The 24,730-nt window shown below is 73.8% G+C and carries 20 protein-coding genes, 1 pseudogene and 1 riboswitch; of the genes and pseudogenes, 15 read left to right on the top strand and 6 right to left on the bottom strand.

Annotated elements, in window-relative coordinates:
* Positions 1-164: 164 nt before the first annotated feature.
* Positions 165-1,620, bottom strand: a pseudogene (locus IE108_RS13520) (MFS transporter).
* 293 nt (positions 1,621-1,913) lie between these two features.
* On the opposite strand from IE108_RS13520, the gene IE108_RS13515 reads away from it, so the two are divergent.
* The 5 genes from IE108_RS13515 to IE108_RS13495 all read left to right on the top strand — a co-directional run bounded on the left by IE108_RS13515 (position 1,914) and on the right by IE108_RS13495 (position 6,854).
* Positions 1,914-3,671 (top strand): MFS transporter, encoded by a 1,758-nt coding sequence (locus tag IE108_RS13515; protein WP_064727634.1) that lies wholly within the window; start codon positions 1,914-1,916, stop codon positions 3,669-3,671.
* Positions 3,672-3,838: 167 nt separating this feature from the next.
* Positions 3,839-4,489, top strand: coding sequence for a class I SAM-dependent methyltransferase (locus tag IE108_RS13510; protein ID WP_064727635.1), 651 nt, complete (start codon positions 3,839-3,841; stop codon positions 4,487-4,489).
* A gap of 22 nt (positions 4,490-4,511) precedes the next feature.
* Positions 4,512-5,447 carry an N-acetylmuramoyl-L-alanine amidase gene (locus tag IE108_RS13505; protein WP_064727636.1) on the top strand — a complete coding sequence of 312 codons (936 nt, stop codon included), beginning with the start codon at positions 4,512-4,514 and terminating at the stop codon, positions 5,445-5,447.
* Between the two features lie 158 nt (positions 5,448-5,605).
* Positions 5,606-6,460 (top strand): DUF5336 domain-containing protein, encoded by an 855-nt coding sequence (locus IE108_RS13500; RefSeq protein ID WP_064727637.1) that lies wholly within the window; start codon positions 5,606-5,608, stop codon positions 6,458-6,460.
* A gap of 106 nt (positions 6,461-6,566) precedes the next feature.
* On the top strand, positions 6,567-6,854 hold the full coding sequence (locus IE108_RS13495; protein ID WP_064727638.1) for a hypothetical protein: 288 nt from the start codon (positions 6,567-6,569) through the stop codon (positions 6,852-6,854).
* Between the two features lie 4 nt (positions 6,855-6,858).
* Here IE108_RS13495 and IE108_RS13490 read toward each other — a convergent pair whose 3' ends face one another.
* From IE108_RS13490 to IE108_RS13480, 3 genes are read right to left on the bottom strand one after another with little or no spacing between them, the layout of a single operon-like run.
* The gene (locus tag IE108_RS13490; protein ID WP_064727639.1) at positions 6,859-7,947 is read right to left on the bottom strand and encodes a prenyltransferase/squalene oxidase repeat-containing protein; all 1,089 of its coding nucleotides are present in this window, start codon (positions 7,945-7,947) and stop codon (positions 6,859-6,861) included.
* On the bottom strand, positions 7,944-8,678 hold the full coding sequence (locus IE108_RS13485) for a class I SAM-dependent methyltransferase (RefSeq protein WP_064727640.1): 735 nt from the start codon (positions 8,676-8,678) through the stop codon (positions 7,944-7,946). Before IE108_RS13485 ends, IE108_RS13490 begins: the two co-directional genes overlap by 4 nt.
* Complete coding sequence (locus IE108_RS13480) at positions 8,672-10,060, bottom strand: glycosyltransferase family 4 protein (protein ID WP_064727641.1); 1,389 nt, start codon at positions 10,058-10,060, stop codon at positions 8,672-8,674. Before IE108_RS13480 ends, IE108_RS13485 begins: the two co-directional genes overlap by 7 nt.
* Before the next feature lie 202 nt (positions 10,061-10,262).
* Here IE108_RS13480 and IE108_RS13475 point away from each other — a divergent pair, with 202 nt between their 5' ends.
* The 6 genes from IE108_RS13475 (at position 10,263) to IE108_RS13450 (ending at position 16,871) form a co-directional block, all read left to right on the top strand.
* Positions 10,263-10,916, top strand: coding sequence for a TetR family transcriptional regulator (locus IE108_RS13475; RefSeq protein ID WP_226483562.1), 654 nt, complete (start codon positions 10,263-10,265; stop codon positions 10,914-10,916).
* 34 nt (positions 10,917-10,950) lie between these two features.
* A riboswitch (cobalamin riboswitch) is annotated at positions 10,951-11,053 on the top strand.
* 153 nt (positions 11,054-11,206) lie between these two features.
* Positions 11,207-12,454, top strand: a complete 1,248-nt coding sequence (locus tag IE108_RS13470; protein WP_064727643.1) for an SCO2321 family membrane protein — start codon at positions 11,207-11,209, stop codon at positions 12,452-12,454.
* Positions 12,451-13,116 carry an SCO2322 family protein gene (locus tag IE108_RS13465; protein ID WP_064727644.1) on the top strand — a complete coding sequence of 222 codons (666 nt, stop codon included), beginning with the start codon at positions 12,451-12,453 and terminating at the stop codon, positions 13,114-13,116. The genes IE108_RS13470 and IE108_RS13465 overlap by 4 nt, the downstream gene beginning before the upstream one ends.
* Before the next feature lie 79 nt (positions 13,117-13,195).
* Positions 13,196-14,311 carry an energy-coupling factor transporter transmembrane component T gene (locus IE108_RS13460; protein WP_064727645.1) on the top strand — a complete coding sequence of 372 codons (1,116 nt, stop codon included), beginning with the start codon at positions 13,196-13,198 and terminating at the stop codon, positions 14,309-14,311.
* Positions 14,308-15,999: an ABC transporter ATP-binding protein gene (locus IE108_RS13455; RefSeq protein ID WP_064727646.1), complete on the top strand. Its 1,692-nt coding sequence runs from the start codon at positions 14,308-14,310 to the stop codon at positions 15,997-15,999. The genes IE108_RS13460 and IE108_RS13455 overlap by 4 nt, the downstream gene beginning before the upstream one ends.
* Positions 15,996-16,871 (top strand): ECF transporter S component, encoded by an 876-nt coding sequence (locus IE108_RS13450; protein ID WP_064727647.1) that lies wholly within the window; start codon positions 15,996-15,998, stop codon positions 16,869-16,871. The genes IE108_RS13455 and IE108_RS13450 overlap by 4 nt, the downstream gene beginning before the upstream one ends.
* Before the next feature lie 12 nt (positions 16,872-16,883).
* On the opposite strand, the gene IE108_RS13445 is transcribed toward IE108_RS13450, so the two are convergent.
* Entirely contained in the window at positions 16,884-17,876 is a 993-nt protein-coding gene (locus IE108_RS13445) for a GlxA family transcriptional regulator (protein WP_064727648.1), read from the bottom strand.
* A gap of 147 nt (positions 17,877-18,023) precedes the next feature.
* Here IE108_RS13445 and IE108_RS13440 point away from each other — a divergent pair, with 147 nt between their 5' ends.
* The 4 genes from IE108_RS13440 (at position 18,024) to IE108_RS13425 (ending at position 22,385) form a co-directional block, all read left to right on the top strand.
* The gene (locus IE108_RS13440) at positions 18,024-18,614 is read left to right on the top strand and encodes a cysteine hydrolase family protein (RefSeq protein WP_064727649.1); all 591 of its coding nucleotides are present in this window, start codon (positions 18,024-18,026) and stop codon (positions 18,612-18,614) included.
* Positions 18,614-19,336: an isochorismatase family protein gene (locus IE108_RS13435; RefSeq protein ID WP_079163496.1), complete on the top strand. Its 723-nt coding sequence runs from the start codon at positions 18,614-18,616 to the stop codon at positions 19,334-19,336. Before IE108_RS13440 ends, IE108_RS13435 begins: the two co-directional genes overlap by 1 nt.
* A gap of 111 nt (positions 19,337-19,447) precedes the next feature.
* On the top strand, positions 19,448-20,584 hold the full coding sequence (locus IE108_RS13430) for a hypothetical protein (protein WP_064727650.1): 1,137 nt from the start codon (positions 19,448-19,450) through the stop codon (positions 20,582-20,584).
* Between the two features lie 145 nt (positions 20,585-20,729).
* Positions 20,730-22,385, top strand: coding sequence for a DUF8823 domain-containing protein (locus IE108_RS13425; protein ID WP_064727651.1), 1,656 nt, complete (start codon positions 20,730-20,732; stop codon positions 22,383-22,385).
* Here IE108_RS13425 and IE108_RS13420 read toward each other — a convergent pair.
* On the bottom strand, positions 22,339-24,432 hold the full coding sequence (locus tag IE108_RS13420; RefSeq protein WP_064727652.1) for a bifunctional glycosyltransferase 87/phosphatase PAP2 family protein: 2,094 nt from the start codon (positions 24,430-24,432) through the stop codon (positions 22,339-22,341). The two genes, IE108_RS13425 and IE108_RS13420, sit on opposite strands and share 47 nt — an antisense overlap.
* Between the last annotated feature and the right edge of the window lie 298 nt (positions 24,433-24,730).

The following is a 24,730-nucleotide window of genomic DNA, read 5'->3' as shown; positions in this document are numbered from 1 at the left end:
CCCGCGCCCCTTCGGGGCGCTCACATGCCGGGGGTGTTCTCGGCTCTCCCCGCGTCCCCTTCGGGGCGCTCACATGCCGGAGGTGCGCTCGACACTCCCCGCGTCCCCTCGGGGCGCTCACATGCCGGAGGTGCGCTCGGCACTCCCCGCGTCCCCTCGGGCGCTCACGCCGGGGCCGGCTTTGACCTTCCGGCCGGGAGCCAGGCCCACATGAGCAGGGCCGCGGCGAGCAGGACCGCCGTGCCCGTGCGGAAGACGAGGGCGTAGCCGTCCGTGAGGGCCACCGGTCCGGCGCCCTCGCCCCCCGACCTGGCCGCCGCGATCGTCGACATCACCGCGAGGCCCAGCGAACCGCCCATCGTCCGGGAGGTGTTGATCAGCCCGGAGACGAGACCCGCGTCGCCGGGAGCCGCGCCCGAGATCGCCAGCGAGGCCAGCGGAGTCGCCGCCGTGCCCGCGCCCAGCATCATCAGCACGCCGGGGATCATGATCGCGGTCACGAAGCCCCCGTCCGCGGTCATCGTGGACTGCCAGCCGAAGCCGGCCGCCGCCACGAGCGTGCCGAGCACCGCCACGTTCCTCGCCCCGAGGACCGGCATGAACCGCGGCGCCGCCTTCGAGCCGATGATCACCGCCAGCGAGCTGGGCACCAGCGCGAGACCGGCCTCCAGCGGGGTGTAGCCCAGCACGTTCTGCGCGTACAGGGTCATGAAGAACCACATCGAGAACATCGACGAGCCGGACACCAGCATCGCCACGTTCGCCGACGCCACCGACCGCAGCCGCAGCAGCCCCAGCGGCATCAGCGGCGCCGCCGTCCGCGCCTCGACGAGCAGGAACAGCCCGAGCAGCGCGAGGCCCGCGAGCAGCGGCGCCAGCGTCGCCGCCGCCGTCCAGCCCGCCGGCTCGGTCTGCGAGATGCCGTAGGCGAGGACCGCCAGGCCTACGGTCACCAGCAGCGCGCCCGGCAGGTCGAGGCGGCGCCGCTCGCCGCCCCGGCTCTCGGTCAGCCACAGCGCGGCGCCGGCCAGCACCACCGCACCCACCGGCACGTTGATCAGCAGCACCCAGCGCCAGGACAGCCCGTCCACCAGGACACCGCCCACCAGCCCGCCCGCGGCACCGCCGCCCGCGCCCACGGCGGTCCAGGTCGCTATCGCCCGGGGCCCGCGCCGCCCCCTCGGGCACCGCCGCGGTCAGGATCGTCAGCGTCGAGGGCGCGAGTACCGCCGCGCCCAGGCCCTGCACGGCCCGCGCGGCCAGCAGCTGCCAGCCCTCCTGCGCCAGGCCGCCGCCGAGCGAGGCCAGCGTGAACAGCCCGAGCCCGACCAGGAACATCCGCTTGCGCCCGTACAGGTCGCCGGCCCGCCCGCCGAGCAGCATGAAGCCGGCGAAGGCGATGGCGTAGGCGTTCACCACCCACTGCAGGCCCTGCGCGCTCAGCCCGAGGTCGGTGCGCATGGACGGCAGGGCGACGTTGACGACGGACACGTCCAGCACGACGAGGAACTGTCCGGCACAGGCCACCGCGACGACCAGCCAGGTCGGCGGCGTGCGGCGCGCGGAGGTCCGGTCGGCGGCGGAGACGGGGGAACTGGTTGCTTCGGGCATGGGTGTCATGGTCTCAACGGCAGCGCGGCCCGTACATCGGAATTTGGTCCCGGACAGGCCGGGGTGGCCGCCCTAGGTCTCCGGAACCAGGCGCGGGAGACCAAGAGAAGGTCAAGAATTCATTAGGGACCCGAAGCAACGGAATAGTTGCCCCGGCCGACGAGGTTCATCCTGCAGTCATCCGCACGCGATCCGCACGGCGATCCGCGCCGCCATCCTCACTGCCAAGCCCGCTGCCCTCCGCACCGCCCCCGCACCGCCCCACCGCATTTCGACGCCCCCCGGCCTGGAGGCCCCACCCCATGTCCCACACGACGACCGACGAACCCACCCGGAGCGCGAGCAGGGCCACCGTCCCGGTGCTCGCCTTCGCGGGCATCGTCGTCGCGGTGATGCAGACCCTGCTCGTCCCCGTCATCAAGGACCTGCCCGCGCTCCTGGACACCACGCCCAGCAACGCCACCTGGGTCCTGACCTCCACGCTCCTGTCCGGAGCCGTGGCCACGCCGATCATGGGCCGGCTCGGCGACCTGTTCGGCAAGCGCCGCATGCTGATCGTCAGCCTCTCGGTGATGGTCGTGGGCGCGCTGGTCAGCGCGTTCACCGACGCCCTGCTCCCGATGATCGTCGGCCGCACCCTCCAGGGCGTCGCGATGGGCGCGATACCCCTCGGCATCGGCCTGATGCGCGACATGCTGCCCCGCGAGCGGCTCGGTTCGGCGATGGCGCTGATGAGCTCCTCGATCGGCGTCGGCGGCGGCCTCGCGCTGCCGGCCGCCGCCCTGGTGGCCCAGCACGCCGACTGGCACACCCTGTTCTACGGCGCCGCCGGCCTCGGCGTGCTCTCCATCGCCCTGACCCTGCTGGTCGTACCGGAGTCCCCGCTGCGCGCCAAGGGCTCCTTCGACCTCCCCGGCGCGGTCGGTCTGACCGCCGGTCTGATCCTCTTCCTGCTGCCGATCACCAAGGGCAGCGACTGGGGCTGGTCGTCGCCCACCACGCTCGGCCTGTTCGCCGCCGCCGTCGCGGTCCTGCTGCTGTGGGGCCTGATGGAGCTGCGCGTCTCCGCGCCGCTGGTCGACCTGCGCACCACGGCCCGCCGCGAGGTCCTCCTCACCAACCTCGCGTCGATCATGGTCGGCGTCTCCTTCTACGTCATCTCCCTCGTCCTGCCGCAGCTCCTCCAGCTGCCCGCCGAGACGGGCTACGGCCTCGGCCAGTCGATGGTCGTCGCGGGCCTGTGCGTGGCCCCGCTCGGCCTGACGATGATGTTCACCGCGCCGGTCTACGCCCGGCTGTCCGCCCGCTACGGCCCCCGGACGACCCTGATCATCGGCCTGCTGGTGATCGGCGCCGGTTACGCCGGCGGCCTCGGCCTGATGAGCGCCGCCTGGCAGACCGTCGTCACCTCGGTGCTGATCGGCGCCGGCATCGGCCTCGCCTACTCCTCCCTGCCGGCGCTGATCATCGGCGCGGTCCCGGCCTCGGAGACGGGCGCCGCCAACGGCCTCAACACCCTGATGCGGTCCATCGGTACGTCGGTGTCCAGCGCCGTGATCGGCATGGTGCTCGCCAACACCGCCCAGGACGTCGGCGGGACCGCCGTCCCGACCATGCACGGCTTCCGGGTGTCCTTCCTCATCGCGGCCGCCGCGGTCGCGATCGGCCTGACGCTGGCCTTCTTCATCCCGCGCCGCCGTCCGTCCACGGCCACGCAGCTGCGCGCGAGCAGCGAGGAGGACGCGAACCTCGCCCGCGCCGAGCAGGCCCTGGCCGCGGAGGCCGGGCAGCCGCGCGGCTTCCGCGGACGGGTACTGGACGCCGACGGCTCGCCCGTCGCCCGCGCCAAGGTCACGCTGATCGACCGGCACGGCCGGCAGGCGGGCGCGACCCTCTCCGCCGAGGACGGCGGCTACGCCCTGGCCGTGCCCGCGCGGGGCCCGTACGTCCTCGCCGCCCGCGCCGCCGGCCACGGCCCGCTCGCGCACGCCGCGACCCACGGCGGCGACGGCCGGCTCGACCTGGACCTCTCCCTGCCGGGCGAGACGGTCCCCGCCTGACCCGCACCCCACCGCGCCCCCTGCCGCAGCCCGGCAGGGGGCGCGGCCGTACAGCCCGGAGGACTCCCCCGACGCCCGCCCCACCCGCTCCCCCCACCGGAGCGTGCGGCAGCATGGCCCGTGCATCGCGCCGCCGCCCGGCGCCCCGTGTCGTCGAGAGGATCCGCATGTCCGCGGCACCCGCCCCCGCCGCCCTGGCCGCCTTCGAGGCCGCCAAGGGATTCATGCCCGCGCACGAGGGCCGCGCGCTGCACGCCGCCGCCGTGGAGGCGGGCGGGCTGGGGCTGCCGCTGCTGGAGATCGGCACCTACTGCGGGCGCTCCACCGTCCTCCTCGCCGACGCGGCCCGCCGGGCCGGGGTCAGCGTGCTCACCGTCGACCACCACCGGGGCAGCGAGGAGCAGCAGCCGGGCTGGGAGTACCACGACCCCGAGACGGTCGATCCCGAACTGGGCGTGATGGACACCCTCCCCACCTTCCGCCGCACCCTGCACCGGGCCGGCCTGGAGGAGCACGTCGTCGCCCTCGTCGGCCGCTCCCCCCGCATCGCGGCCCTCTGGAACTCCCCCCTCGGCCTCGTCTTCGTCGACGGCGGCCACACCGACGAGCACGCGAACGCCGACTACGAGGGCTGGGCACCGCACGTGGCCGACGGCGGCCTCCTGGTCATCCACGACGTCTTCCCGGACCCGGCCGACGAGTTCACCGGGCAGGCCCCGTACCGCGTCTACCTCAGGGCCCTCGCCTCCGGCGCCTTCACCGAGGTCTCCGCCACCGACTCGCTGCGCGTCCTGCGGCGAACGGGCACGGGGATCTGAGGCCCCGGTTAGAGTCGCTGACGTGTCGTACTCAGACCCCGGACCCGAACCTTCCCACCCCCGCCGCTCCCCACTGCGCCGCCCACTGACCGTGGCGGTGGCCGCGCTGGCGGCCGGGGGGCTGCTCGGATGGGGGGTGTACGCGGCCGTCGGCGGCGGGGACGAGGGGCGGGCGGCCTCGGCGGCACCGTCCGGCGGCGCGGCCTCGCCCGACGACGACGCCAAGCGCCCCGCGGGCTCCTCGCCGTCCCCCGGCACCAAGTCGCCGTCTCCTTCGGCGTCCGGTCCCCTCAAGGGCAAGGTCGTCGTCATCGACCCGGGCCACAACCCGGGCAACTTCCAGCACGCGTCCGAGATCAACCGCCAGGTCGACATCGGCACGCACCGCAAGGAGTGCGACACCACGGGCACCGCCACCAACGCGGGCTGGCCGGAGGCCGAGTTCACCCTCGACGTGGCCCACCGGCTGCGCACGCTGCTCCAGGAGCAGGGCGCCACCGTGAAGCTGACCCAGGACGGCGACCGCCCGTACGGCCCCTGCGTCGACGAGCGGGCCCGGATCGGCAACGAGGCGCGGGCGGACGCGGCGATCTCGATCCACGCCGACGGATCGGGCGCCGGCAACCGCGGCTTCCACGTGATCCTCCCGGGCGCCGTGCACGGCGGCGGCGCCGACACCCGCCCCATCGTCGCGCCCTCCGCCGAACTCGGCGAGCGCGTCGCGGGCAACTTCCTGCGCGCCACGGGCAGCGCACCGTCCAACTACCTGGGCGACGGCACCGGCCTGGTCACGCGCACGGACCTGGGCGGTCTCAATCTGTCAACGGTTCCCAAGGTGTTCATCGAGTGCGGCAACATGCGCGACGACAAGGACGTGGCCCTGCTGACCACCGGCACGTGGCGGCAGAAGGCGGCGCAAGGGATGTCTGAGGGAATCGTGAGTTTCCTGCGCGGGTAGCGATCAGCGTTCCCATCCCTGCGGACAGCCCCGACGTGCGGACGATAGTGTCGTCCGTACGATGAGGGGCCACCCCCGCGCTTCACACCGGAACCTTTCGGCGCCATCGTGACAGCGACGCCTCTACCGACGACGAGACGACCTACGAAGGACCTGAAGTGAATATCCGCTCCCTCACTCGAGGCGACGGCGTGGTGATCGGAGCAGCGGTTCTGCTGTTGATCGCGTCGTTCCTCGACATCTACTCGATCGACGGTGCCTCGGACAGCGCCGACATCCCCAGCCTGTGGGGCAGTGGGCCGGTCGTGCTCGGTGTCGTCCTGGCGGGCGTCATCGGCGCCGCGCTCGTCGTGGTGGCCCGCGCGATGCCGCAGCCCAAGAAGGTGGCCGGTCTCGACCTCGGCCAGTTCGGCGTCGCCTTCACGGTCTTCGCGGCCTGGAGCGCGCTCGGCAACATCTTCGACCCGGCGGGCGCCTTCGACGGCGAGGGCGGCTTCGTCGACGAGCTCGGCGCCGGCCTGGGCCTGATCCTGGCCCTCATCGCCACGCTGGTCATGGCCGCCGCCGCGGTGGCCACGCCGCTGGTCCCCGCCCTCAAGGGCGCCCTGATCCCGGCCCCGCGCCCGGCCGCCCCGCAGCCCTACGGCGGTCAGCCGCAGGGTGGTTACGGCTACCCCGGCGCCCAGCAGCAGCCGTACGGCGGCCAGCCGGGTCAGCCGGGTCAGCCGGGTCAGCCCTTCGGCGGCCAGCCGCAGCCGGGGCAGCCCCAGCCGCAGGCCCCGCAGCAGGCCCAGGCGCAGGCGCAGCCGGCCGGGGACTTCTCCCCGTTCTGGTTCGCCGTGCCGGTGCCGCGTCCGCTGTTCGCGGAGGACGGCTCCCCCACGCCCATCGCCGAACTGGCGCCGGGCACCTGGTACCTGGCCGTCGAGCAGCGCGGCGCCAACCTGGTCGCGCAGACGCAGGACGGCCGGCGCGGCGTCCTCCAGGACACCTCGGGCATCCAGCGCGGCTGACCCGCCCGCACCACGCCCGCCTCAACGGCCCTGCCTCCGGAACCGGTTCCGGAGGCAGGGCCGTCGGCGTAGGTTTCCGCCGGGCTTGAGGGGCCATACGCAAGGCATGTCTAGATCTCACGGTTCCAGTTCCGCGGGCAGGGCCATAGCCGTCGTCGCCGACATCATGGCCTTCATCCTCGGCCTGTGGATTCTGATGTACCTGTTGGACGCCAACCGGGCCAACGACCTGGTCCAGTTCGTCCATGACGCGGCCAACTGGCTGGCCGGCTGGTCGCGTGACCTCTTCACGTTCGACGAGGACTGGGCCCGCGTGGTCGCGGGATACGGACTCGCCGCCGTCGTCTACCTCTTCGTCGGCCACGCCATCGCGGGCCGGCTCGGCCGGCGCTGACCGGTCAGACGCAGCAGTCGGGGTCCAGGCCCCTGGGCAGCCGGCTGCCGGAGAAGACCTGGCAGGTCGCCTCGTGGCCGCCGAGGGCGGCGACCGCGAGGAGCAGCGATCCGGCCGTCCAGGTGGTCAGTTCGCGGGGCCAGATCGCCCGGTCCTCGAAGACGTAGCCCGTCCAGTACAGGCCGCTCGCGGGATCGCGGAGGTGCTGGATGGACTGGAGGATCTCCAGCGCGTGGTCGGACTCGCCCACCGCCCAGAGGGCGAGGGCGAGTTCGGCCGACTCGCCGCCGGTCACCCACGGGTTGGGCACGACGCAGCGCACGCCGAGGCCGGGGACGACGAAGCGGTCCCAGCTCTCGGTGAGGCGTGACCTGGCCTCCGTGCCGGTCAGCGCGCCGCCCAGCACCGGGTAGTACCAGTCCATCGAGTAGCGGTCCTTGTCCAGGAACCGCTCCGGGTGGCGCCGGATGGCGTGCCGCAGCGCGCCGGCCGCCAGCTCCCAGCCGGGCTGCGGCTCCTCCCGCTGCTCGGCGACCGCGAGCGCGCAGCGCAGCGCGTGGTGGATGGACGAACTGCCGGTCAGCAGCGCGTCGGTGGTGTCCGTGCCGTCGTCGTCGCGCCGCCAGCCGATCTGTCCGCCGGGCTGCTGGAGGCTCAGGACGAACTCGATCGCGGCGTGGACGACGGGCCACATCCGCTCCAGGAACGTGTCGTCGCCGGTGGCGAGGTAGTGGTGCCAGACGCCGACGGCGACGTAGGCGACGAAGTTGGTCTCCCGGCCGCGGTCGGTGACGTCGGCGAAGTCCCCGTCGGCGTAGGCGGCGTACCAGGAGCCGTCCGGGTTCTGGTGCCGGGCCAGCCAGTCGTATGCCCGGCCGGCGGCCTCGTGCTCGTCGGCGGCGTCGAGGGCCATCGCGGCCTCGACGTGGTCCCAGGGGTCGAGGTGTTGCCCGCGGAACCAAGGGATCGCACCGTCCTCGCGCTGTACGGCGAGGATGCCGCGGACGGTCTCGGCGGCCTCGGTGTCGGTGAGGACGCCGGGCAGGACGAGGTGTTCGGTGCGGGGGGTGCGGGGGCTCCGGGGAGAGGTCACGCGGCGTCCACCGGCGGCAGGTGCGGCTTGGTCGCGTAGGCGACGAAGCTCTTGCCGATCAGCGGGTTCAGCGCCTGCTCGGCGACCCGGGTCGCCAGCGGCTTCTTCATGATGTCCCAGACCAGCAGCTTGTGGTACGCCCGCACGGGCAGCGCCTTGTCGTTGTCGACGCCGAAGGCGCACTTCAGCCACCAGTACGGCGAGTGCAGGGCGTGCGCGTGGTGGCTGCCGTAGGGCCGCAGGCCCGCCTCGCGGATGCGGGCGAGCAGCTGGTCGGCCTTGTAGATGCGGATGTGGCCGCCCTCGACCTCGTGGTAGGCGTCGGAGAGGGTCCAGCACACCTTCTCGGGGCCGTAGCGCGGGACGGTGACCGCGATGCGGCCGCCGGGCCTGAGTACGCGGACCATCTCGGCGAGGACGCCCTTGTCGTCGTGGATGTGCTCCATCACCTCGGAGATGATGACCACGTCGAAGGACTCGTCGGGGAAGGGCAGGGCCAGTGCGTCGCCCTCCATCGCCGTGGCGGTGGCGCCGGCCGGGGCCTCGCCGGCCTCCTCCATCGCGGCGAACCACTTGGCGACCTCGCGGATCTCCTCGGTGTTCCGGTCCAGCGCGACGACCCGGGCGCCGCGCCGGTAGCACTCGAACGCGTGCCGGCCGGCGCCGCAGCCGAGGTCCAGTACGCGGTCGCCGGGGGCGAGCGGGAACCGGGAGAAGTCGACGGTCAGCACGTGGCCCTGCTTTCGGGGTAGACGCCGGTGTCACTGGTGGTCGGGGTCGCGGTGGCGGGCCCCGGGGCGGCCGGGGTGGGGCCGACGGCCTCGCGGTAGCGGGCGACGGTGCCCTCGGCGGCGCGGGCCCAGGTGAAGTGGCGCAGCACGCGCTCGCGTCCGGCCGCGCCGAGCCGTACCCGCAGTTCCCGGTCGCCGAGCAGTCGGCCCAGACCGGCGGCCAGCGCGTCCGCGTCGCCCGGCGGCACCGCGAGGCAGGTCTCCCCGTCGGGTCCGGCGACCTCCGGGACGGCCCCGCCGGTGGTGGCCAGCAGCGCCGTGCCCGTCGCCATGGCCTCGGCGGCCGGGAGCGAGAAGCCCTCGTACAGCGACGGTACGCAGGCCACCTCGGCCGACCGCACCAGGTCGACGAGTTCGGCGTCCGTGATGCCCTTGACGAAGTCGACGGCGCCTTCGAGGCCGTACCGCTCGATGGCCTGGGCGACGGGCCCCTCGGCGGGGCGCTTGCCGACGACGACGAGGTGGGCGCGCGGGTGCTCGGTGCGGGCTTTGGCCAGCGCCTCGACGAGGAAGACGAGGCCCTTGAGCGGGACGTCCGCGCTGGAGGTGGTCACGATCCGGCCCGGTACCCGGGGCACCGAGGGGTCGGGCGAGAAGAGGTCGGTGTCGGCGCCGATGTGGACGACGTGGATGCGTTCGTCCCGTACGCCGAGGTGGTCGACGATCTCCTGGCGGGAGGTGCCGGAGACGGTGAGCACGGAGGGCAGGCGGCGTGCGACGCGCTTCTGCATGCGGGTGAAGGCGTACCAGCGGCGTACGGAGTACCGGCGCTTCCAGCCCTCGGCCGCGTCGAGTTCGAGTCGCCGGTCGACGGTGATGGGGTGGTGGATCGTGGTGACGAGGGGGGCGCCGACGTCGCCCAGCAGGCCGTAGCCGAGGGTCTGGTTGTCGTGCACGACGTCGAAGTCGCCGCGGCGGGCGCGCAGATGGCGGCGGGCGCGCAGCGAGAAGGTCAGGGGCTCCGGGAAGCCGCCGGTCCACATCGTGCCGACCTCGACGGCGTCGATCCAGTCGCGGTACTCGCCGCGCCCGGGGGTGCGGAAGGGGTCGGGCTGGCGGTACAGGTCGAGGCTGGGCAGCTCGGTGAGGGAGAGCCGGCCGCCGGCCCGGGGGACCTCGTCCAGCACGGGGTAGGGCTGTGCGCCGATGACCTCGACGCGGTGGCCGAGGCGGGCCAGTTCGCGGGAGAGGTGGCGGACGTAGACGCCCTGGCCGCCGCAGAACGGGTTCCCCTTGTAGGTGAGGAGAGCGATGCGGAGCGGTGGCAAGCCGTCGGCGGCGGGCTCCGGACGGGGACCCGTCCCACTGGCCTCAGCGGTCACTCCGGGCCCCCTTCTTCACTGCGCCGTCCCGCGACACTACGCCGGGACGCTAATGTAGAACAAGTTTCAGACTTGATCGTCAGAGGCTCCGAATCTACCGGCAGGTAGCGGGCCTGTGACGAGTGGATCAGGTGATTCGCGCCACGGCGCGGCGCTCCGCCGGGCAGCGTGCCGGACGGACGACGGGGAGAAGGTGACGAAGGTGGACGACCCGGAAGCGGAGGCCGCCGTTCCTGAGCGCCTTCCCACCGCGCCGCCCCTCACCGAGCGGCAGCGCGAGCGCCGCCGGCGCATCCTGCACGCGACCGCCCAGCTGGCCTGCCGGGGCGGCTTCGAGGCGGTGCAGATGCGCGAGGTCGCGGAGTCGTCGCAGGTGGCGCTCGGCACGCTGTACCGGTACTTCCCGTCCAAGGTGCATCTCCTGGTCGCCACCATGCACGACCAGTTGGAGCGGCTGCACGGCACCCTGAGGAAGAGCCCGCCGGACGGCGAGACGGCCGGGGAGCGGGTGGCCCAGACCCTGATGCGGGCCTTCGGCGCGCTGCAGCGCGAGCCCCGGCTGGCGGAGGCGATGGCCCGCGCCCTGACCTTCGCCGACCGCAGCGTCTCCCCGGAGGTCGACCAGGTCTCCCGGCAGACCACGGCGATCATCCTGGACGCGATCGGCGGCCTGGAGGACGCGACGGCCGCCCGGCTCTCCGCGGTCCGCGTCATCGAGCACACCTGGCTCTCCACCCTGATCACCTGGCTCGCCGGCCGCGCCTCCCTCGCCCAGGTCCGGGCCGACATCGAGACGGTGTGCCGCCTGATCGACCTGACGGAAGCGGAGCCGGGGCGGGCGGCGGCACCCGTGTGAGAGCCGCACCGCCCCTCGGCCCGCCAGGCCCCGCCGGGTAAAGTGGCCGGGTCGTCATCACCCGTACGGGGGGAAGCCGGTGCAATTCCGGCGCTGACCCGCAACCGTGAGCCGACCGCGACCCGCCCAGGGACCTCCGCGGACGGCCAGCCGGAATGCCCCGTGCGGACGTGACCGGCTCACGTGTCCGGCGCCCGCCGGGGCACGGGCACCGTCGAGGCATACGGGGCCGAGCCGCCGGGGGTGCCCCGTGCTGCCCGGTCCCGCACAGGGAAAGGCACCCGCCGATCATGAACGTCCGCCGTCGAGGCAGCGCCGCGGTCCTGGCCGCCGCCGCAGTGATCGGCGCCGCCGCGCCCGCGGTCGCCGCCGATCCGTCACCGTCCGCCTCCGCGTCCACGCCCGCCGCGCTGTTCGGCAAGGGCGACCCCCAGTTCGACGGCGTCTGGCGCCAGTCCCTCGCGCTGCTCGCGCAGGAGGCGGTGGGTGTGATCCCGTCGCCGAAGGCCGTGGACTGGCTCACCGGTCAGCAGTGCGCGAACGGCGCCTTCGCCCCGTTCCGCGCCGACCCGGCCCAGGCCTGCGACGCCAAGACCATGGTCGACACCAACCAGACGGCCGCCGCGGTCCAGGCGCTGTGGGCCGTCGGCGGACGCGGTGACGTCGTCGAGGACGCCCTCACCTGGCTGAAGTCCGTGCAGAACAAGGACGGCGGCTGGGGCTACAGCGCGGGCGGCCCCAGCGACGCGAACTCCACCTCCCTCGTCATCGGCGCCCTGGCCGCCACCGACACCGATCCCGCGAAGGTCACCAAGGGCGGCAAGTCGCCCTACGACGCCCTGCTGACGTTCGCCCTCCCCTGCACGAAGGACGGCGGCGCCTTCGCCTTCCAGCCCGACAAGGACGGCAAGCTGCTCCCCAACGCCGACGCGACCGCCGCCGGCGTGCTCGCCTCGCTCGGCAAGGGCCTGGTCACCGAGCCCGGCGCGAAAGCCGCCGCCCCGAGCTGCGCCGGCGACGGCAAGCCGGACCGCGAGCGGGCCGCCGCGAACGGCGCGGCGTACCTCACCTCGGCCATGGCCGAGGGCGGCCACCTCACGTCCGCGCTCGGCGGCTCCCCCGACCAGCCCGACTACGGCAACACCGCCGACGCGGTCGTCGCGCTCGCCGCGCGGGGCGGCGCGGAGCAGGCGGCCGAGCCGCTGGCCTGGCTGAAGAAGAACGGCGGCGACTGGGCCGAGCAGAAGGGCCCGGCCGCCTACGCCCAGTTGGTCTTCGCCGCCCACGCGACGGGCAGCGACCCGCGCGACTTCGGCGGCACGGACCTGGTCGAGGGGCTCAACGCGACGGGGCCGGCCCCGCAGGGAATGAAGGTCGGCGACTCCGCCGCGGCGAGCGACCGGGCCGCCGACGAGAACGAGAACAGCAAGGACGACGACTCCGGGTTCGGCGTCTGGTGGTTCGTCGGCGTCTGCCTGGTCTTCGGCATCGGTATCGGCTTCCTGCTCAGCGGCCGCAACAAGAAGCGGCAGCCGTGACCCGCCGTCTCGTTCTCCTCTTCCTGGCCGCGTTCCTGCTGATCGGGAGCGCGGGCCAGGCGCAGGCCGCCGGGTACCGCTACTGGTCCTTCTGGGACCGCGACGGCGAGCGGTGGGTGTACGCCACCCAGGGGCCGTCCCTCACGCGTCCCTCGGACGGCGGCGTCCAGGGCTTCCGCTTCGCGGTCAGCGAGGACTCGGCCGACGCCGCCCAGCCGCGCGGCGCGGCGGACTTCGCGTCGATCTGCGCGAAGACCCCCGCCGAGGACGGCAGCAAGCGCGTCGCCCTCGTCCTCGACTTCGGCACGGCCTCCGACGCGCCCTCCGGCGAGCGGCCGCCGGCCCCGCGCACGGCCTGCGCGCAGGTGGACCCGGACGCCACGACCGCCGACGCCCTGGCCGACGTGGCGGGACCGCTCCGCTACGACACCGACGCGCTGCTGTGCGCGATCGCGGGCTACCCGAAGTCGGGCTGCGGCGAACAGGTGTCGGGGCGGACCAGCCCGACGGCGACCGCGTCTCCGGGGCGGCAGGCCGAGGAGGACGGGGCGGACGAGGACGGCGGCCCGTCCGTCGGCCTGATCGCGGGCATCGCGGTGGTCGCCGTCCTGGCCGGGGCGACGACGTGGCAGGCGAGGCGGCGCAGAAATGCCGGCGACTGACCCCGAGGCCACCGGCACCACACCGCCCGCGGGCCCGCCCACCCGGCCCGCGGGCAGTCGTGCCCCCTGGGCTGCACGGGTGGCCGCGGGCGGCGCCCCGCAAGCGCGGCGAAGCGCACCCACCCCCCTCCACCCCGGCGCCTGGTGGCTCTGGGCGCTGGCCCTCGGTACCGCCGCCACCCGCACCACCAACCCCCTCCTCCTCGCCCTCCTCGTCGCCGTCTCCGCCTACGTCGTGATCTCCCGCCGCCCGCACGCCCCGTGGGCCCGCTCCTACGGCGCGTTCGTGAAGCTCGCCCTGGCCGTGCTGGTCATCCGCCTCCTGTTCACGACGGTCCTCGGCTCCCCCATTCCCGGCACCCACACCGTCGTCACGCTCCCCGAAGTCCCCCTCCCCGACTGGGCGCAGGGCATCCGCCTGGGCGGCCGGGTCACCGCCGAGGGCCTCGCGTTCGCGCTGTACGACGCGATGAAGCTCGCCACGCTGCTGATCTGCGTGGGCGCCGCGAACGCCCTCGCCAACCCGTCCCGGCTGCTCAAGTCCCTCCCGGGCGCCCTGTACGAGATGGGCGTCGCCGTCGTCGTCGCGCTCACCTTCGCGCCGAACCTGATCGCCGACGTCCAGCGGCTGCGCGCCGCCCGCCGGCTCAGGGGCCGCCACGACAAGGGCGTACGGGGCATGCTCCAGGTCGGCCTCCCGGTCCTCGAAGGTGCCCTGGAGCGCTCGGTCGCCCTGGCCGCCGCGATGGACGCCCGCGGCTACGGCCGTACCGCCCGGGTCCCGGCCGCCGTGCGGCGCACCACCGCGGCCCTCACGCTGGGCGGCCTGCTGGGCGTCTGCGCGGGGACGTACGGGCTGCTGACCGCCGCGGGCGGCACGTACGGCATCCCCGTCCTCGTCGTCGGCCTCGCCGCCGCGCTCGGGGGCCTGTGGCTCGGCGGGCGGCGTACGGTCCGCACCCGCTACCGGCCGGACCGCTGGGACGCCCGCGCCTGGCTGGTGACCGGCTCCGGCGCGGCGGTCGCGGCCGCGCTGTTCCTCGCCGCCGCCCGCGACCCGGCCGCGCTGCACCCGGGCGTGGTCCCGCTGGTCGCGCCGTCGCTGCCGCTGTGGCCGGCCGCCGCGATCCTCGTCGGCCTGCTGCCCGCGTTCATCACCCCCGCACCCGAGACCGCCGCGAAGGAGCCGTCGTGATCCGCTTCGAGAACGTGTCGGTCACGTACGACGGAACGGCCGAACCCGCCGTACAGGGCGTCGACTTCGAGGTCCCGGAGGGCGAGCTGGTCCTCCTCGCGGGCCCGTCGGGCGTCGGCAAGTCCACCGTGCTCGGCGCGGTCGGCGGCCTGGTCCCGCACTTCACCGGCGGCACGCTGCGCGGCCGGGTCACCGTGGCCGGCCGCGACACCCGCACCCACAAGCCGCGCGAACTGGCCGACGTGGTCGGCACGGTGGGCCAGGACCCGCTCGCCCACTTCGTGACGGACACCGTCGAGGACGAGCTGGCCTACGGCATGGAGTCGCTGGGCCTGGCCCCGGACGTGATGCGCCGCCGGGTGGAGGAGACCCTCGACCTGCTGGGCCTCGCCGGCCTGCGCTCCCGCCCCATCGCCACGCTCTCCGGGGGCCAGCGGCAGCGGGTCGCCATCGGCTCGGTGCTCACCCCGCACCCGGAGGTGCTGGTCCTCGACGAACCGACCTCCGCCCTGGACCCGGCCGCCGCCGAGGAGGTCCTGGCCGTCCTCCAGCGCCTCGTCCACGATCTCGGTACGACGGTCCTGCTGGCCGAGCACCGCCTGGAACGGGTCGTCCAGTACGCCGACCAGGTCGTCCTGCTCCCGGCCCCGGGTGCCGCCCCGGTCCTGGGCGCCCCCGCGGACGTGATGGCCGTGTCCCCGGTGTTCCCGCCGGTCGTGGACCTGGGCAGGCTGGCGGGCTGGTCCCCGCTGCCGCTGACGGTCCGCGACGCCCGCCGCCGCGCGGCCCCGCTGCGGGAGCGGCTGGCCGGCCGGGAGATCCCGCGGCCCGCCCCGCCGACGGCCCTGCTGCCCGCACCGCCCGCCCTCGGCACCGCCCCCCGCCGCCCGCGACTGCGCGCGAAGCCCGCCCCCGGGCCCACCGCGGCCCCCGCCCCCTACGCCGCCGAGGTGCGCTCCCTCGCCGTGCGCCGCGACCGCGTCCAGGCCCTGCGCCACGTCGACCTGACCGTCTCCCCCGGCGAGACCGTCGCCCTGATGGGCCGCAACGGTGCCGGGAAGTCGACGCTCCTGTCCGCGCTCGTCGGCCTGGTCGCGCCCACCTCGGGCACGGTCCGGGCCGAGGACGCCGTGCCGCACCGCACGGCACCCCGCGACCTGGTGCGCCGCGTCGGCCTGGTGCCGCAGGAGCCGCGGGACCTGCTGTACGCCGACACGGTCGCCGACGAGTGCGCGGCGGCCGACCGGGACGCGGACGCGGCGCCGGGCACCTGCCGCGCCCTGCTGACCGAACTGCTCCCCGGCGTCACGGACGACACCCATCCCAGGGACCTCTCGGAGGGCCAGCGCCTGACCCTCGCCCTGTCCGTCGTCCTGACCGCCCGCCCTCCCCTCCTCCTGCTGGACGAGCCGACGCGCGGCCTGGACTACGCGGCGAAGGCCCGGCTGGCCGGCATCCTGCGCTCCCTGGCCGCCGAGGGGCACGCGATCGTACTGGCCACGCACGACGTGGAGCTGGCCGCCGAGCTGGCCCACCGGGTGGTGCTGCTCGCCGAGGGCGAGGTGATCGCCGACGGCCCGGCGGCCGACGTGGTGGTGGCCTCCCCGGCCTTCGCGCCGCAGGTGGCTAAGGTCCTGGCTCCGCGCAAGTGGCTGACGGTCGCGCAGGTACGGGAGGCCCTGGCATGACCTCCGGCACGACCGGCAAGCGCACCGCCCCCCACGACCGCCAGGCCCGCGCCGTCCGCCTGGGCCCCCGCTCGGTCGCCGCGCTGCTCCTGGTCAGCGCGGTGGGCGTGGCCGGCTTCGGCTGGCCCTTCCTGGCGCCCCCCGACGCCTCCCTCAACGCGCACGCCCAGGACGCGCCGTGGCTGTTCGCGGGCCTGCTGGTGCTGCTGGTGGCGGTGGTGGCGGCGACGATCTCGGAGTCCGGCCTGGGCCCGAAGGCCGTGGCGATGCTCGGCGTCCTGGCGGCGGCGGGCGCGGCCCTGCGGCCGATCGGAGCGGGGACGGCCGGTCTGGAGCCGATGTTCTTCCTGATGGTGCTCAGCGGCCGGGTCCTCGGTCCGGGCTTCGGCTTCGTCCTCGGCTCGGTCACGATGTTCGCGTCCGCGCTGCTCACCGGCGGGGTGGGGCCGTGGATGCCGTTCCAGATGCTGGCGATGGGCTGGTTCACGATGGGCGCGGGTCTGCTCCCCGCCCCCGACCGGCTGCGCGGCCGCGCCGAACTCCTCCTGCTGGCCGCCTACGGCTTCCTGGCGGCCTTCGCCTACGGCACGGTGATGAACCTGGCCGGCTGGACCTTCATGAACGCGCTCGCCTCGAACATCGCCTTCGACCCCGACGCGTCGGTCACCTCCAACCTGGCCCGCTTCCTGGCCTACTGCCTGGCCACGTCACTCGGCTGGGACGGGGGCCGCGCCGCGATGACGGTCGTCCTCACCCTCGCCCTCGGCGCCCCCGTCCTCAGGGCCCTGCGCCGCGCCACCCGCAGGGCCGCCTTCGAGGCGCCGGTCGCCTTCGAGCACGAGCACGACGACGGGCCGGCCCGCCGCACGTGAGGGGCGGCGCGCTCAGCCGGGGACCGACCGGAACCTGCGCCGGTACTCCGTCGGGGTCGTCGCGAGGCGGCGGCGGAAGGCCCTGACCAGGGTGTCGACGGTGCCGAAGCCGCAGGCGGAGGCGACCCGTTCCAGGGTCGCGTCGGTCGATTCGAGCTGGTGGCGGGCCGCCTCGACGCGGGCCGACTCGATGTAGGCGTGGGGGGTCGTGCCGAGTTCCGTCTTGAAGATGCGGGTGAGCTGGCGGTCGCTGACGTGGGCGCAGGCGGCGAGGTCCGCGACGGTGAGCGGTTCGGCGAGGTGGCGCATGATGTGGTGGCGGAGGTCCTCGACCCGCCGCGTGGTGGCGACCTGCTCCAGCGGGACGCTGAACTGGCTCTGCCCGCTCGGCCGCTTCAGGTACATCACCAGCTGCCGGGCCACGCGCAGGGCGACGTCCTCGCCCAGGTCGTCGGCGATCAGGGCGAGTGAGAGGTCGAGGCAGGCGCTGATGCCCGCGCCGGTCCAGACGTCGCCCTCGCGGATGAAGATCGGGTCGGCGTCGACCTCGATGGCCGGATGCTCCTCGGCGAGCTGCCGCGCGGTCGACCAGTGGGTCGTGGCGCGCTTGCCGTCGAGCAGCCCGGCCGCCGCCAGGATGTGCGCCCCGACGCAGACGGACGTCACCCGCCTGGTGCGGGCGGCCAGTTGCCGCACCCGCTCGACCACGCCGGGGTCGGTGAGCGGATGCACACGGCGCTCGTCGTCCACCTCGACGGCACCGGGCACGATCAGGGTGTCGACGGCCCTGGTGCGCAGTTCGCCGAAGGTGGCGTCGGGCAGGACGCGGACCCCCGCGCCCGTGGTGACCGGGTCCATGGTCTCGGCGGCGAGGACGACGTCGTAGCCCGCCGCCTCGTCCGTCTCGCGCCGGGCCAGGGAGAACACCTCCGGCGGCCCGGTGACGTCGAGCAGGTCGACGCCCTCGAAGAGGACGATGACGATCAGTCGGCTGACGGTGTGCACGAGACCCCCCACGCTCGGCGACAGCGATGTCGGTATCTGCATGTTAGACGACATTGCCGACACCACCGGCGGGGCCATAGCGTCATGAGCGCAGGTCACCGCGTCGGTGAACTGCCCATCCCGACACATGACTTCAGGCGGTCCCCCATGCCCAGAACCACGCTGCGCCAGCTCAACGGCTTCGACGAAACCCCCGCGAAGCTCGCCGGCTCGACCCTGGTCCTCGTCGACTACCAGAACACCTACACGACCGGCGTGATGGAACTCGACGGCTGGCGGGACGCCCTCGAAGCCGGCGCCCGGCTCCTGGAGCGGGCCCGCCGGGAGGGCGCGAAGGTCGTCCACGTCGTCAACGACGGCGGCGAGGGAACCCCGTACGACATCCGGGCCGAGATCGGCGCGATCCACCCGAGCGTCGCGCCGCTCGACGGCGAACCCGTCGTCGTCAAGAAGGTGCCAAACGCTTTCGTCGGCACCGACCTCGACCGGCACGTCGACGCCGCCGGCAACGGCGACCTCGTCATCGCCGGCTTCATGACGCACATGTGCGTCGCCTTCACCGCCCAGGGCGCCTTCCTGCGCGGCAACCGCCCCACCGTCGTGGCCGACGCCTGCGCCACCCGCGCGCTGCCCGTCGCGGGCACCGAACTGGACGCCCGCCAGGTGCACGACAGCGCCCTGGCCACCATCGCCGACCTGTACGGGGTCGTGGTCCCGTCAGAGAAGGAGATCTCCTGATGAAGCCGTTCCGTCCGGCCGTCGCGCTCGCCGCCGTCGCCGCCCTCTCGCTCACCGCCACCGCCTGCGGTGGCGACTCCGAGGCCGCCACCGCCAAGGACGAGCCGTCGGCCTCCGCCACCACCGCGGCGAACGTCGCGAAGGACACGACGACCCTGCGGGAGCTGAACAAGCTCGGCGAGAGCCCGGCCACGCTCTCCGACGCGACCCTCATCCTCGTCGACTACCAGAACACCTACACGTCCGGCGTGATGGAACTCGACGGCTGGAAGCCGGCCGTGGACAACGCCGCGGCCCTGCTGAAGCGGGCCCGCGCGGCCGGCACCCCGGTCATCCACATCGTCGACAAGGGCTACGACCTGACGTCGGAGGCGGGCCGGATCATCCCGGCGCTCAAGCCGGCCAAGGGCGAGCCCGTCGTCGAGAAGAGCGTCCCGAACGCCTTCCACGGCACGGATCTCGCCGCACAGGTCGAGAAGGCCGGCCACAAGAACGTCATCGTCGCCGGGTTCATGACCAACATGTGCACCCTGTTCACCGCCCAGGGCGCCTTCCTCAACGGCAACGCCCCGACGGTGGTCGCCGACGCCTCCGCGACCCGGCCGCTGCCGCTGAAGGGCAAGCCGAACGGCATTCCCGCGGAGCAGGTCCACGAGGCGGCCCTCGCCACGGTCCAGGACCTCTACGGGGTCGTCGTGCCGTCGCAGAAGTCGCTGACCTGAGGTCCCACCCCACCCCACGCTGAAGTCCCCCCACCCTGAACTCCCCCCACGCTGTCCCCCCACATCGCCACCAGGCACCTTCACTCACTGAAGAAAGCAGAACAACGGGGCATGGCAACACGTAGAGGATTTCTGGGTACCGCGTCGGCCGTCGGGGCGGCATCGCTGCTCACCGGGCAGTCGGTCTCCCCCGCCTCGGCGGCGACCACGGGAACCGCGGCGACCGACGAGACGGCGGCGCGCAACGCGATACGCAACGTCAACGCGGGGATGCGGTCCCACTACGCGACGCTCAAGACCGAACTGATCAAGCAGCTCAGCCCGGTCGTCGTCGTCCAGAACAACGCGGTCGGCGGACGCTTCACCCTCATCAACGGCGGCAAGCAGGTCGAGACCGTCGACCCCGTGCCCGCCTACTTCGAGCTGGCCAAGTCGATCGCCCACGTTCCGCTGGGCATCTACTCGGTGCTCGCCGCCTACCTGAGCGACCAGGTTCCGAACATCCCGAACTCGGAGCGCATCGACCCGCACGACCTCGACATGGTCGCCTTCAAGACCCCCGGGGACAAGGGCTGGACCGCCCCTCTGACGTCCTTCCGGACCACGCTCCAGTCGGCACTCACCCGGCTGGCCACCGCGAACCTCCCGGCCGACCTGGAGGTGTCCTGCGACAGGATCCTCGGCGAGGCCGTCAGGTTCATCGACGCCTCCCTCAAGGCCGGCACCTTCGACATGGTGTCGTTCAACAGGTTCGCCGCGACCGTCTACCCGTCCGTCCGCGTCAACATGACCTTCGCCGCCACCGCGCAGATCACCGGCATCGAGAGCCTGATGAAGCGATGGCGCACGCTGATCGGCGAGAAGGCGTGGAGCGACCTCTACGTCACCGTCCTGTCGATCTGGACCACCGCCGAGCTGAACCAGGCCTCCATCATCATCCGCCGCACCATGAACCAGGCGAAGGTGGACACCCACCTCATCGACCTGCCAACCGTCGAGACCCCCTCGGACCCGATCTTCGTGGCTCTCGACAACCTGGCCCGCATCGTCCAGGACAACGTCGCCGCCGAGATGGTCTTCAACACCGACCTCAAGGTCGCCGACGCCCTCAAGGGCAAGGAGGACCTGCTCTCCGACGAGATCCTCCAGCAGATCGGCGGATCGGCGCCCGCCGCGAGGACCGCCGGCTTCGGCACGGCGGCGCGGTCCGGCGCCTGCCCGGTCACGGGGCACACGGCGAGCGTGTGACCCACGGGCGTCCCCCGCTTCCGATGCGGGGGACGCCACCGCTCCCGCATGATCCGACCGGACCCGATCAACGTTTCTGTTCGAATTATCGTCTTCGCACGTGCCCCCGCCGTGCATCCAGACGACGCCGAACGGAAACCCGACCGTGGTCCCTGCCGAACTCACCCTCCCCAGGCCCGATCGGCGTCAGGAGAGACGCCCGAGCGATGCCCTGCGCGCCTTCGGGCGCCGGTATCGCGTGCCGCTGCTCGCCACCCTGCCCACCCTCCCGCTGTACGCGGGGTGGTGGGTGTTTCTCGCCACGGGCGGCGGCGACCTGGCGGCCCAGCAGGCGTGGGCGGACTTCGCCGCGCGGCACGGGGGTTCGGCGTACGGGCTCTTCTGGTACGGGGGCACGCACACCGCGAACTACAGCGTCATCTCGCCGTACTTGATGGCCGCGCTCGGCGTGCGCACGGTCACGGCGGTGTCCGGTCTGGGCGCCTCCTGGCTGGCCGCCGTGCTGATCGTGCGGTGCGGGGTGCGCCGGCCGCAGACGCCCGCGCTGCTCGCCTCGCTCGCCCTGTGGTGCAACGTCGCCTCGGGCCGGACCACGTTCGCCCTCGGTGTCGCCTTCGCCGTGGCGGCCTGCGTGCCGCTGGTCCGGGAGCGCAGGCCGTATCTCGCCGCCGGGTACGCGGTGCTGGCCACGCTCGCCTCGCCGGTGGCGGGGCTGTTCCTGGCCGTGGTGGGGGCCGGGTTCCTGCTGGTGCGGGACTGGGGGCGCGCCCTCGTGCTCCTCATACCCCCGGCCGTCGTCGTCGGACTGACGACGCTGCTCTTCCCGTTCACCGGGGAGCAGCCCATGCCGGCCGGCCGAATATGGCCGCCGGTCGTGCTCGGCCTCGCCGTCACCGTGCTGGCCCCGCCCGCCTGGCGGGTCGCGCGGTGGGGCGGGGCCGTCTACGCGACCGGCACCGTGCTGACGTACCTCGTCGCCTCGCCCGTCGGGACGAACGTCGAACGGTTCGCGGAACTGTTCGCGCCCGCCGTACTGCTCGCGGCCCTGCTGCACGACCCGCCGCCGCCCGTGACCGCCCGGCTGCGGCGGTTCGCGCGCGGGCTGCTCGCCGTAACGCTGGTCTTCTCGGTCGGCTGGGTGGGCAAGAAGACCGCCGACGACCTCCGGGAGTACACCGTCGTGCCCGCCTGGGCCGTCGAGACGGACGGGGTCGTGCGGGCGCTGCGCGGGCTGGGGGCCGACCGCACGCGGGTGGAGGTGGTGCCCGCGCGCAGCCACCGCGAGGCGTCCCGGCTCGCCCCTCACGTCAATCTGGCGCGCGGCTGGAACCGGCAGCTCGACGTCGAACGCGCCCGCCTCTTCTACGACGGGACCTTCTCCGCGGCCACCTACCGGGCCTGGCTGGACCACTGGGCGGTCGGCTTCGTCGTCCTCCCCGTCGGCAGGCCCGACGGCCCCGCCAGGGCGGAGGCCGCGCTGGTGCGGGACCCCGGCCTGCGGCCCGACTGGCTGGAGCCCGTCTGGCGGGACGACCACTGGAGGGTCTTCCGGGTGCGGGACGCCGTGCCGCTCGTCTCCGCCCCGGGGACCGTCGTGACCAGCACCGGCGCCGACCTCGTGCTGCGCGTGGACCGGCCGGGCGCGGTGACCGTGCGGGTCGCCTGGTCGCCCTGGCTGCGCTCCGACGGCGGGTGCCTCGCGCGGGACGGCGACTTCACCCGGCTGACCGTCGAGGCGCCGGGCGAGTACCGGCTCAGCTCCCGGTACGGTCCTTCGCCGGGCTCGGCGGATCGCTGCTGACGTCCTCGGAGGCGGGCCGGGGCGCCGGCGTGCTCGCGGTGGCCGCCGTGCGGGTCCGCGCCCGCGGCCCCTGGAACAGGTACGTCAGGCCGAAGCCCGCGGCGACGACGGCCGCGCCGCCGGCCGCGTCGAGGAGCCAGTGGTTGCCGGTCGCCACGATCGCGGAGGCGGTGAAGAGGGGGTGGAGGAGGCCGAGGGCCTTCATCCACATCCTCGGCGCGATGATCGCGATCACCAGGCCGCACCACAGTGACCAGCCGAAGTGCAGCGACGGCATCGCCGCGTACTGGTTGGTGAGGTGCGTCAGGGTGCCGTAGTCCGGCTTCGTGAAGTCCTGCACGCCGTGCACCGTGTCGATGATGCCGAGGCCCGGCATCAGGCGCGGCGGGGCCAGCGGGTAGAGCCAGAAGCCGACCAGGGCCAGCAGGGTGGCGAAGCCCAGGGAGGAGCGGGCCCAGCGGTAGTCGACGGGGCGGCGCCAGTAGAGGAGGCCCAGGACCGCCAGCGGGACGACGAAGTGGAAGGACGTGTAGTAGAAGTCGAAGAAGTCCCGCAGCCAGCCGACCTTCACCACCGCGTGGTTGACGGCGTGTTCGATGTCGATGTGCAGGAAGCGCTCGATGTCGAGGATCTGCCATCCGTGCCCCTCGGCGCGGGCCCGGCCCGCCGAGTTGCTGCCGCCGGTCGCCGCGAGGCGGACCTGCGAGTAGGCGGCGTAGGTGACGCGGATGAGGAGCAGCTCGAGGAGCAGGTTGGGGCGGGTGAGGACCCGGCGCAGGAACGGGAACAGCGGGACGTGCTTGAAGCGGGTCGGGACGGCCGGGGCGTGGCTCGTCGGGACCGGTGTGGCGAAGTGGGGCGAGGTGCGGGGCAGGAAGGGCACGGCGACCGCGGCGGCCAGCGCGGCGAGCAGGACGACGTTGTCGCGCAGCGGGTGGAGGGCCGCCATGTTCGGCAGCATCATCTTCGCGGGCAGCGTCATGACGAGGACGACGGCGACCGGCCACACGTACCGGTCGGAGGCGCGCTTGCCGACCCGGCCGACCACGGCGGGCAGCACCCACAGCAGCTGGTGCTGCCAGGTGGCCGGGGACACCACGACGGCCGCGCAGCCGGTCACGGCGACGGCGAGCAGCAACTGGCCGTCGCGGGCGTAGCGCACGGCGCGGCGCAGGGCGAGGACGGCGACGGCGGCGCCGAGGACGAGGAAGAGGGCGATCTCCAGCGGGCCGGAGAGGCCGAACCGCAGCAGGGCGCCGTGCAGCGACTGGTTGGCGAGGTCGTCGGCCTCTCCGCCGAGACCGACGCCGGCCATGTGGTGGACCCAGTACGTGTACGAGTCCTGGGCCATCGCCGCCCAGGCGACGGCGGTGCAGCCGAGGAACGTGAGCCCGGTGGACACGGCGGCGCGTCTGCGGTCGGTGAACCACAGCAGCGGGACGAAGAGCAGGACGGTCGGCTGGAAGGCGGCGGCGACGCCGATGAGGACGCCGGCGGTCCGGTCCCCCCGCGCGCCGCGCACGGCGAAGCAGCCGACCAGGACGAGGAGCACCGGGATGATGCTGGTCTGGCCGAGCCACAGGGCGTTGCGCACCGGCAGGGACAGCATCAGCAGGCTGACGGCGACGGGTGCCGCCAGCAGCGCCGTGCGCCGGCCGACGGGCTGGGGCAGGGCGCGGGCGGCGACCAGGCCGAGGGCGACGACCAGCAGCAGCGAGCCGAAGGTCCAGCCCCAGCCGAGGGCCTGCTCGGCGGCGCGGGTGAAGGGCTTGAGGACGAGGCCGACGAAGGGGGTGCCGGTGAACTGCGTGGAGTCGTACAGCGACCCCTCCACGTGCAGGACGCCGTGTTCACCGACCCAGGTCTCCAGGTCGGTGAGGCGCTCTCCGCGCGGTGTGCCGAGCACCGCGGCCAGCTGTCGTACGGCGAGGACGGTGGCGATCAGCCACAGGCCCAGGCGCGCGGCGCGCAGCCTCGCTCTGGTCGCGTCGGCGGCCGACGCTCCGAAGGACTCCGCCGGTCGCCCACTGTGCTCCGCATTCGCCACGCCTCGTCGGCCTCCCGCCCCGTAGTACCGCCCGTACCGCGCCCGTGTACGCAGTGTGTCTTTCCTGCGAACCCTATGAGCCTCGCACCGCCCCCGGGGGAAGACGCAGGCAACCCCCGCTCAACCTGAGCGCCGCCCGCGATTCTTTCCGAATTTCTGCGGCTCTCTGTCCGTTTGTTCGGACAAGCCGTCCGGCCGACGATAACGCCGAGGTGGCGTGGTTGCGTCCCGTGGGAGCGAGAAGGATCACAGGTCACAGCCGGGGAAACGGTGAGCGGCACGCGGATGTCCCCTGCGT

The organism is Streptomyces parvulus, assembly GCF_014648855.1.
In the GTDB taxonomy this organism is placed as follows: domain Bacteria; phylum Actinomycetota; class Actinomycetes; order Streptomycetales; family Streptomycetaceae; genus Streptomyces; species Streptomyces parvulus.
Note: the sequence above shows the minus strand (reverse complement) of the source record. Positions and strands in the feature narration are given on the sequence as shown.

Coding starts and splice junctions, on each gene's coding strand:
- IE108_RS13470 (WP_064727643.1), top strand. CDS start 11,207: ATGAACGTCCGCCGTCGAGGCAGCGCCGCGGTCCTGGCCGCCGCCGCA.
- IE108_RS13440 (WP_064727649.1), top strand. CDS start 18,024: ATGCCCAGAACCACGCTGCGCCAGCTCAACGGCTTCGACGAAACCCCC.
- IE108_RS13430 (WP_064727650.1), top strand. CDS start 19,448: ATGGCAACACGTAGAGGATTTCTGGGTACCGCGTCGGCCGTCGGGGCG.
- IE108_RS13435 (WP_079163496.1), top strand. CDS start 18,614: ATGAAGCCGTTCCGTCCGGCCGTCGCGCTCGCCGCCGTCGCCGCCCTC.
- IE108_RS13450 (WP_064727647.1), top strand. CDS start 15,996: ATGACCTCCGGCACGACCGGCAAGCGCACCGCCCCCCACGACCGCCAG.
- IE108_RS13510 (WP_064727635.1), top strand. CDS start 3,839: ATGTCCGCGGCACCCGCCCCCGCCGCCCTGGCCGCCTTCGAGGCCGCC.
- IE108_RS13495 (WP_064727638.1), top strand. CDS start 6,567: ATGTCTAGATCTCACGGTTCCAGTTCCGCGGGCAGGGCCATAGCCGTC.
- IE108_RS13515 (WP_064727634.1), top strand. CDS start 1,914: ATGTCCCACACGACGACCGACGAACCCACCCGGAGCGCGAGCAGGGCC.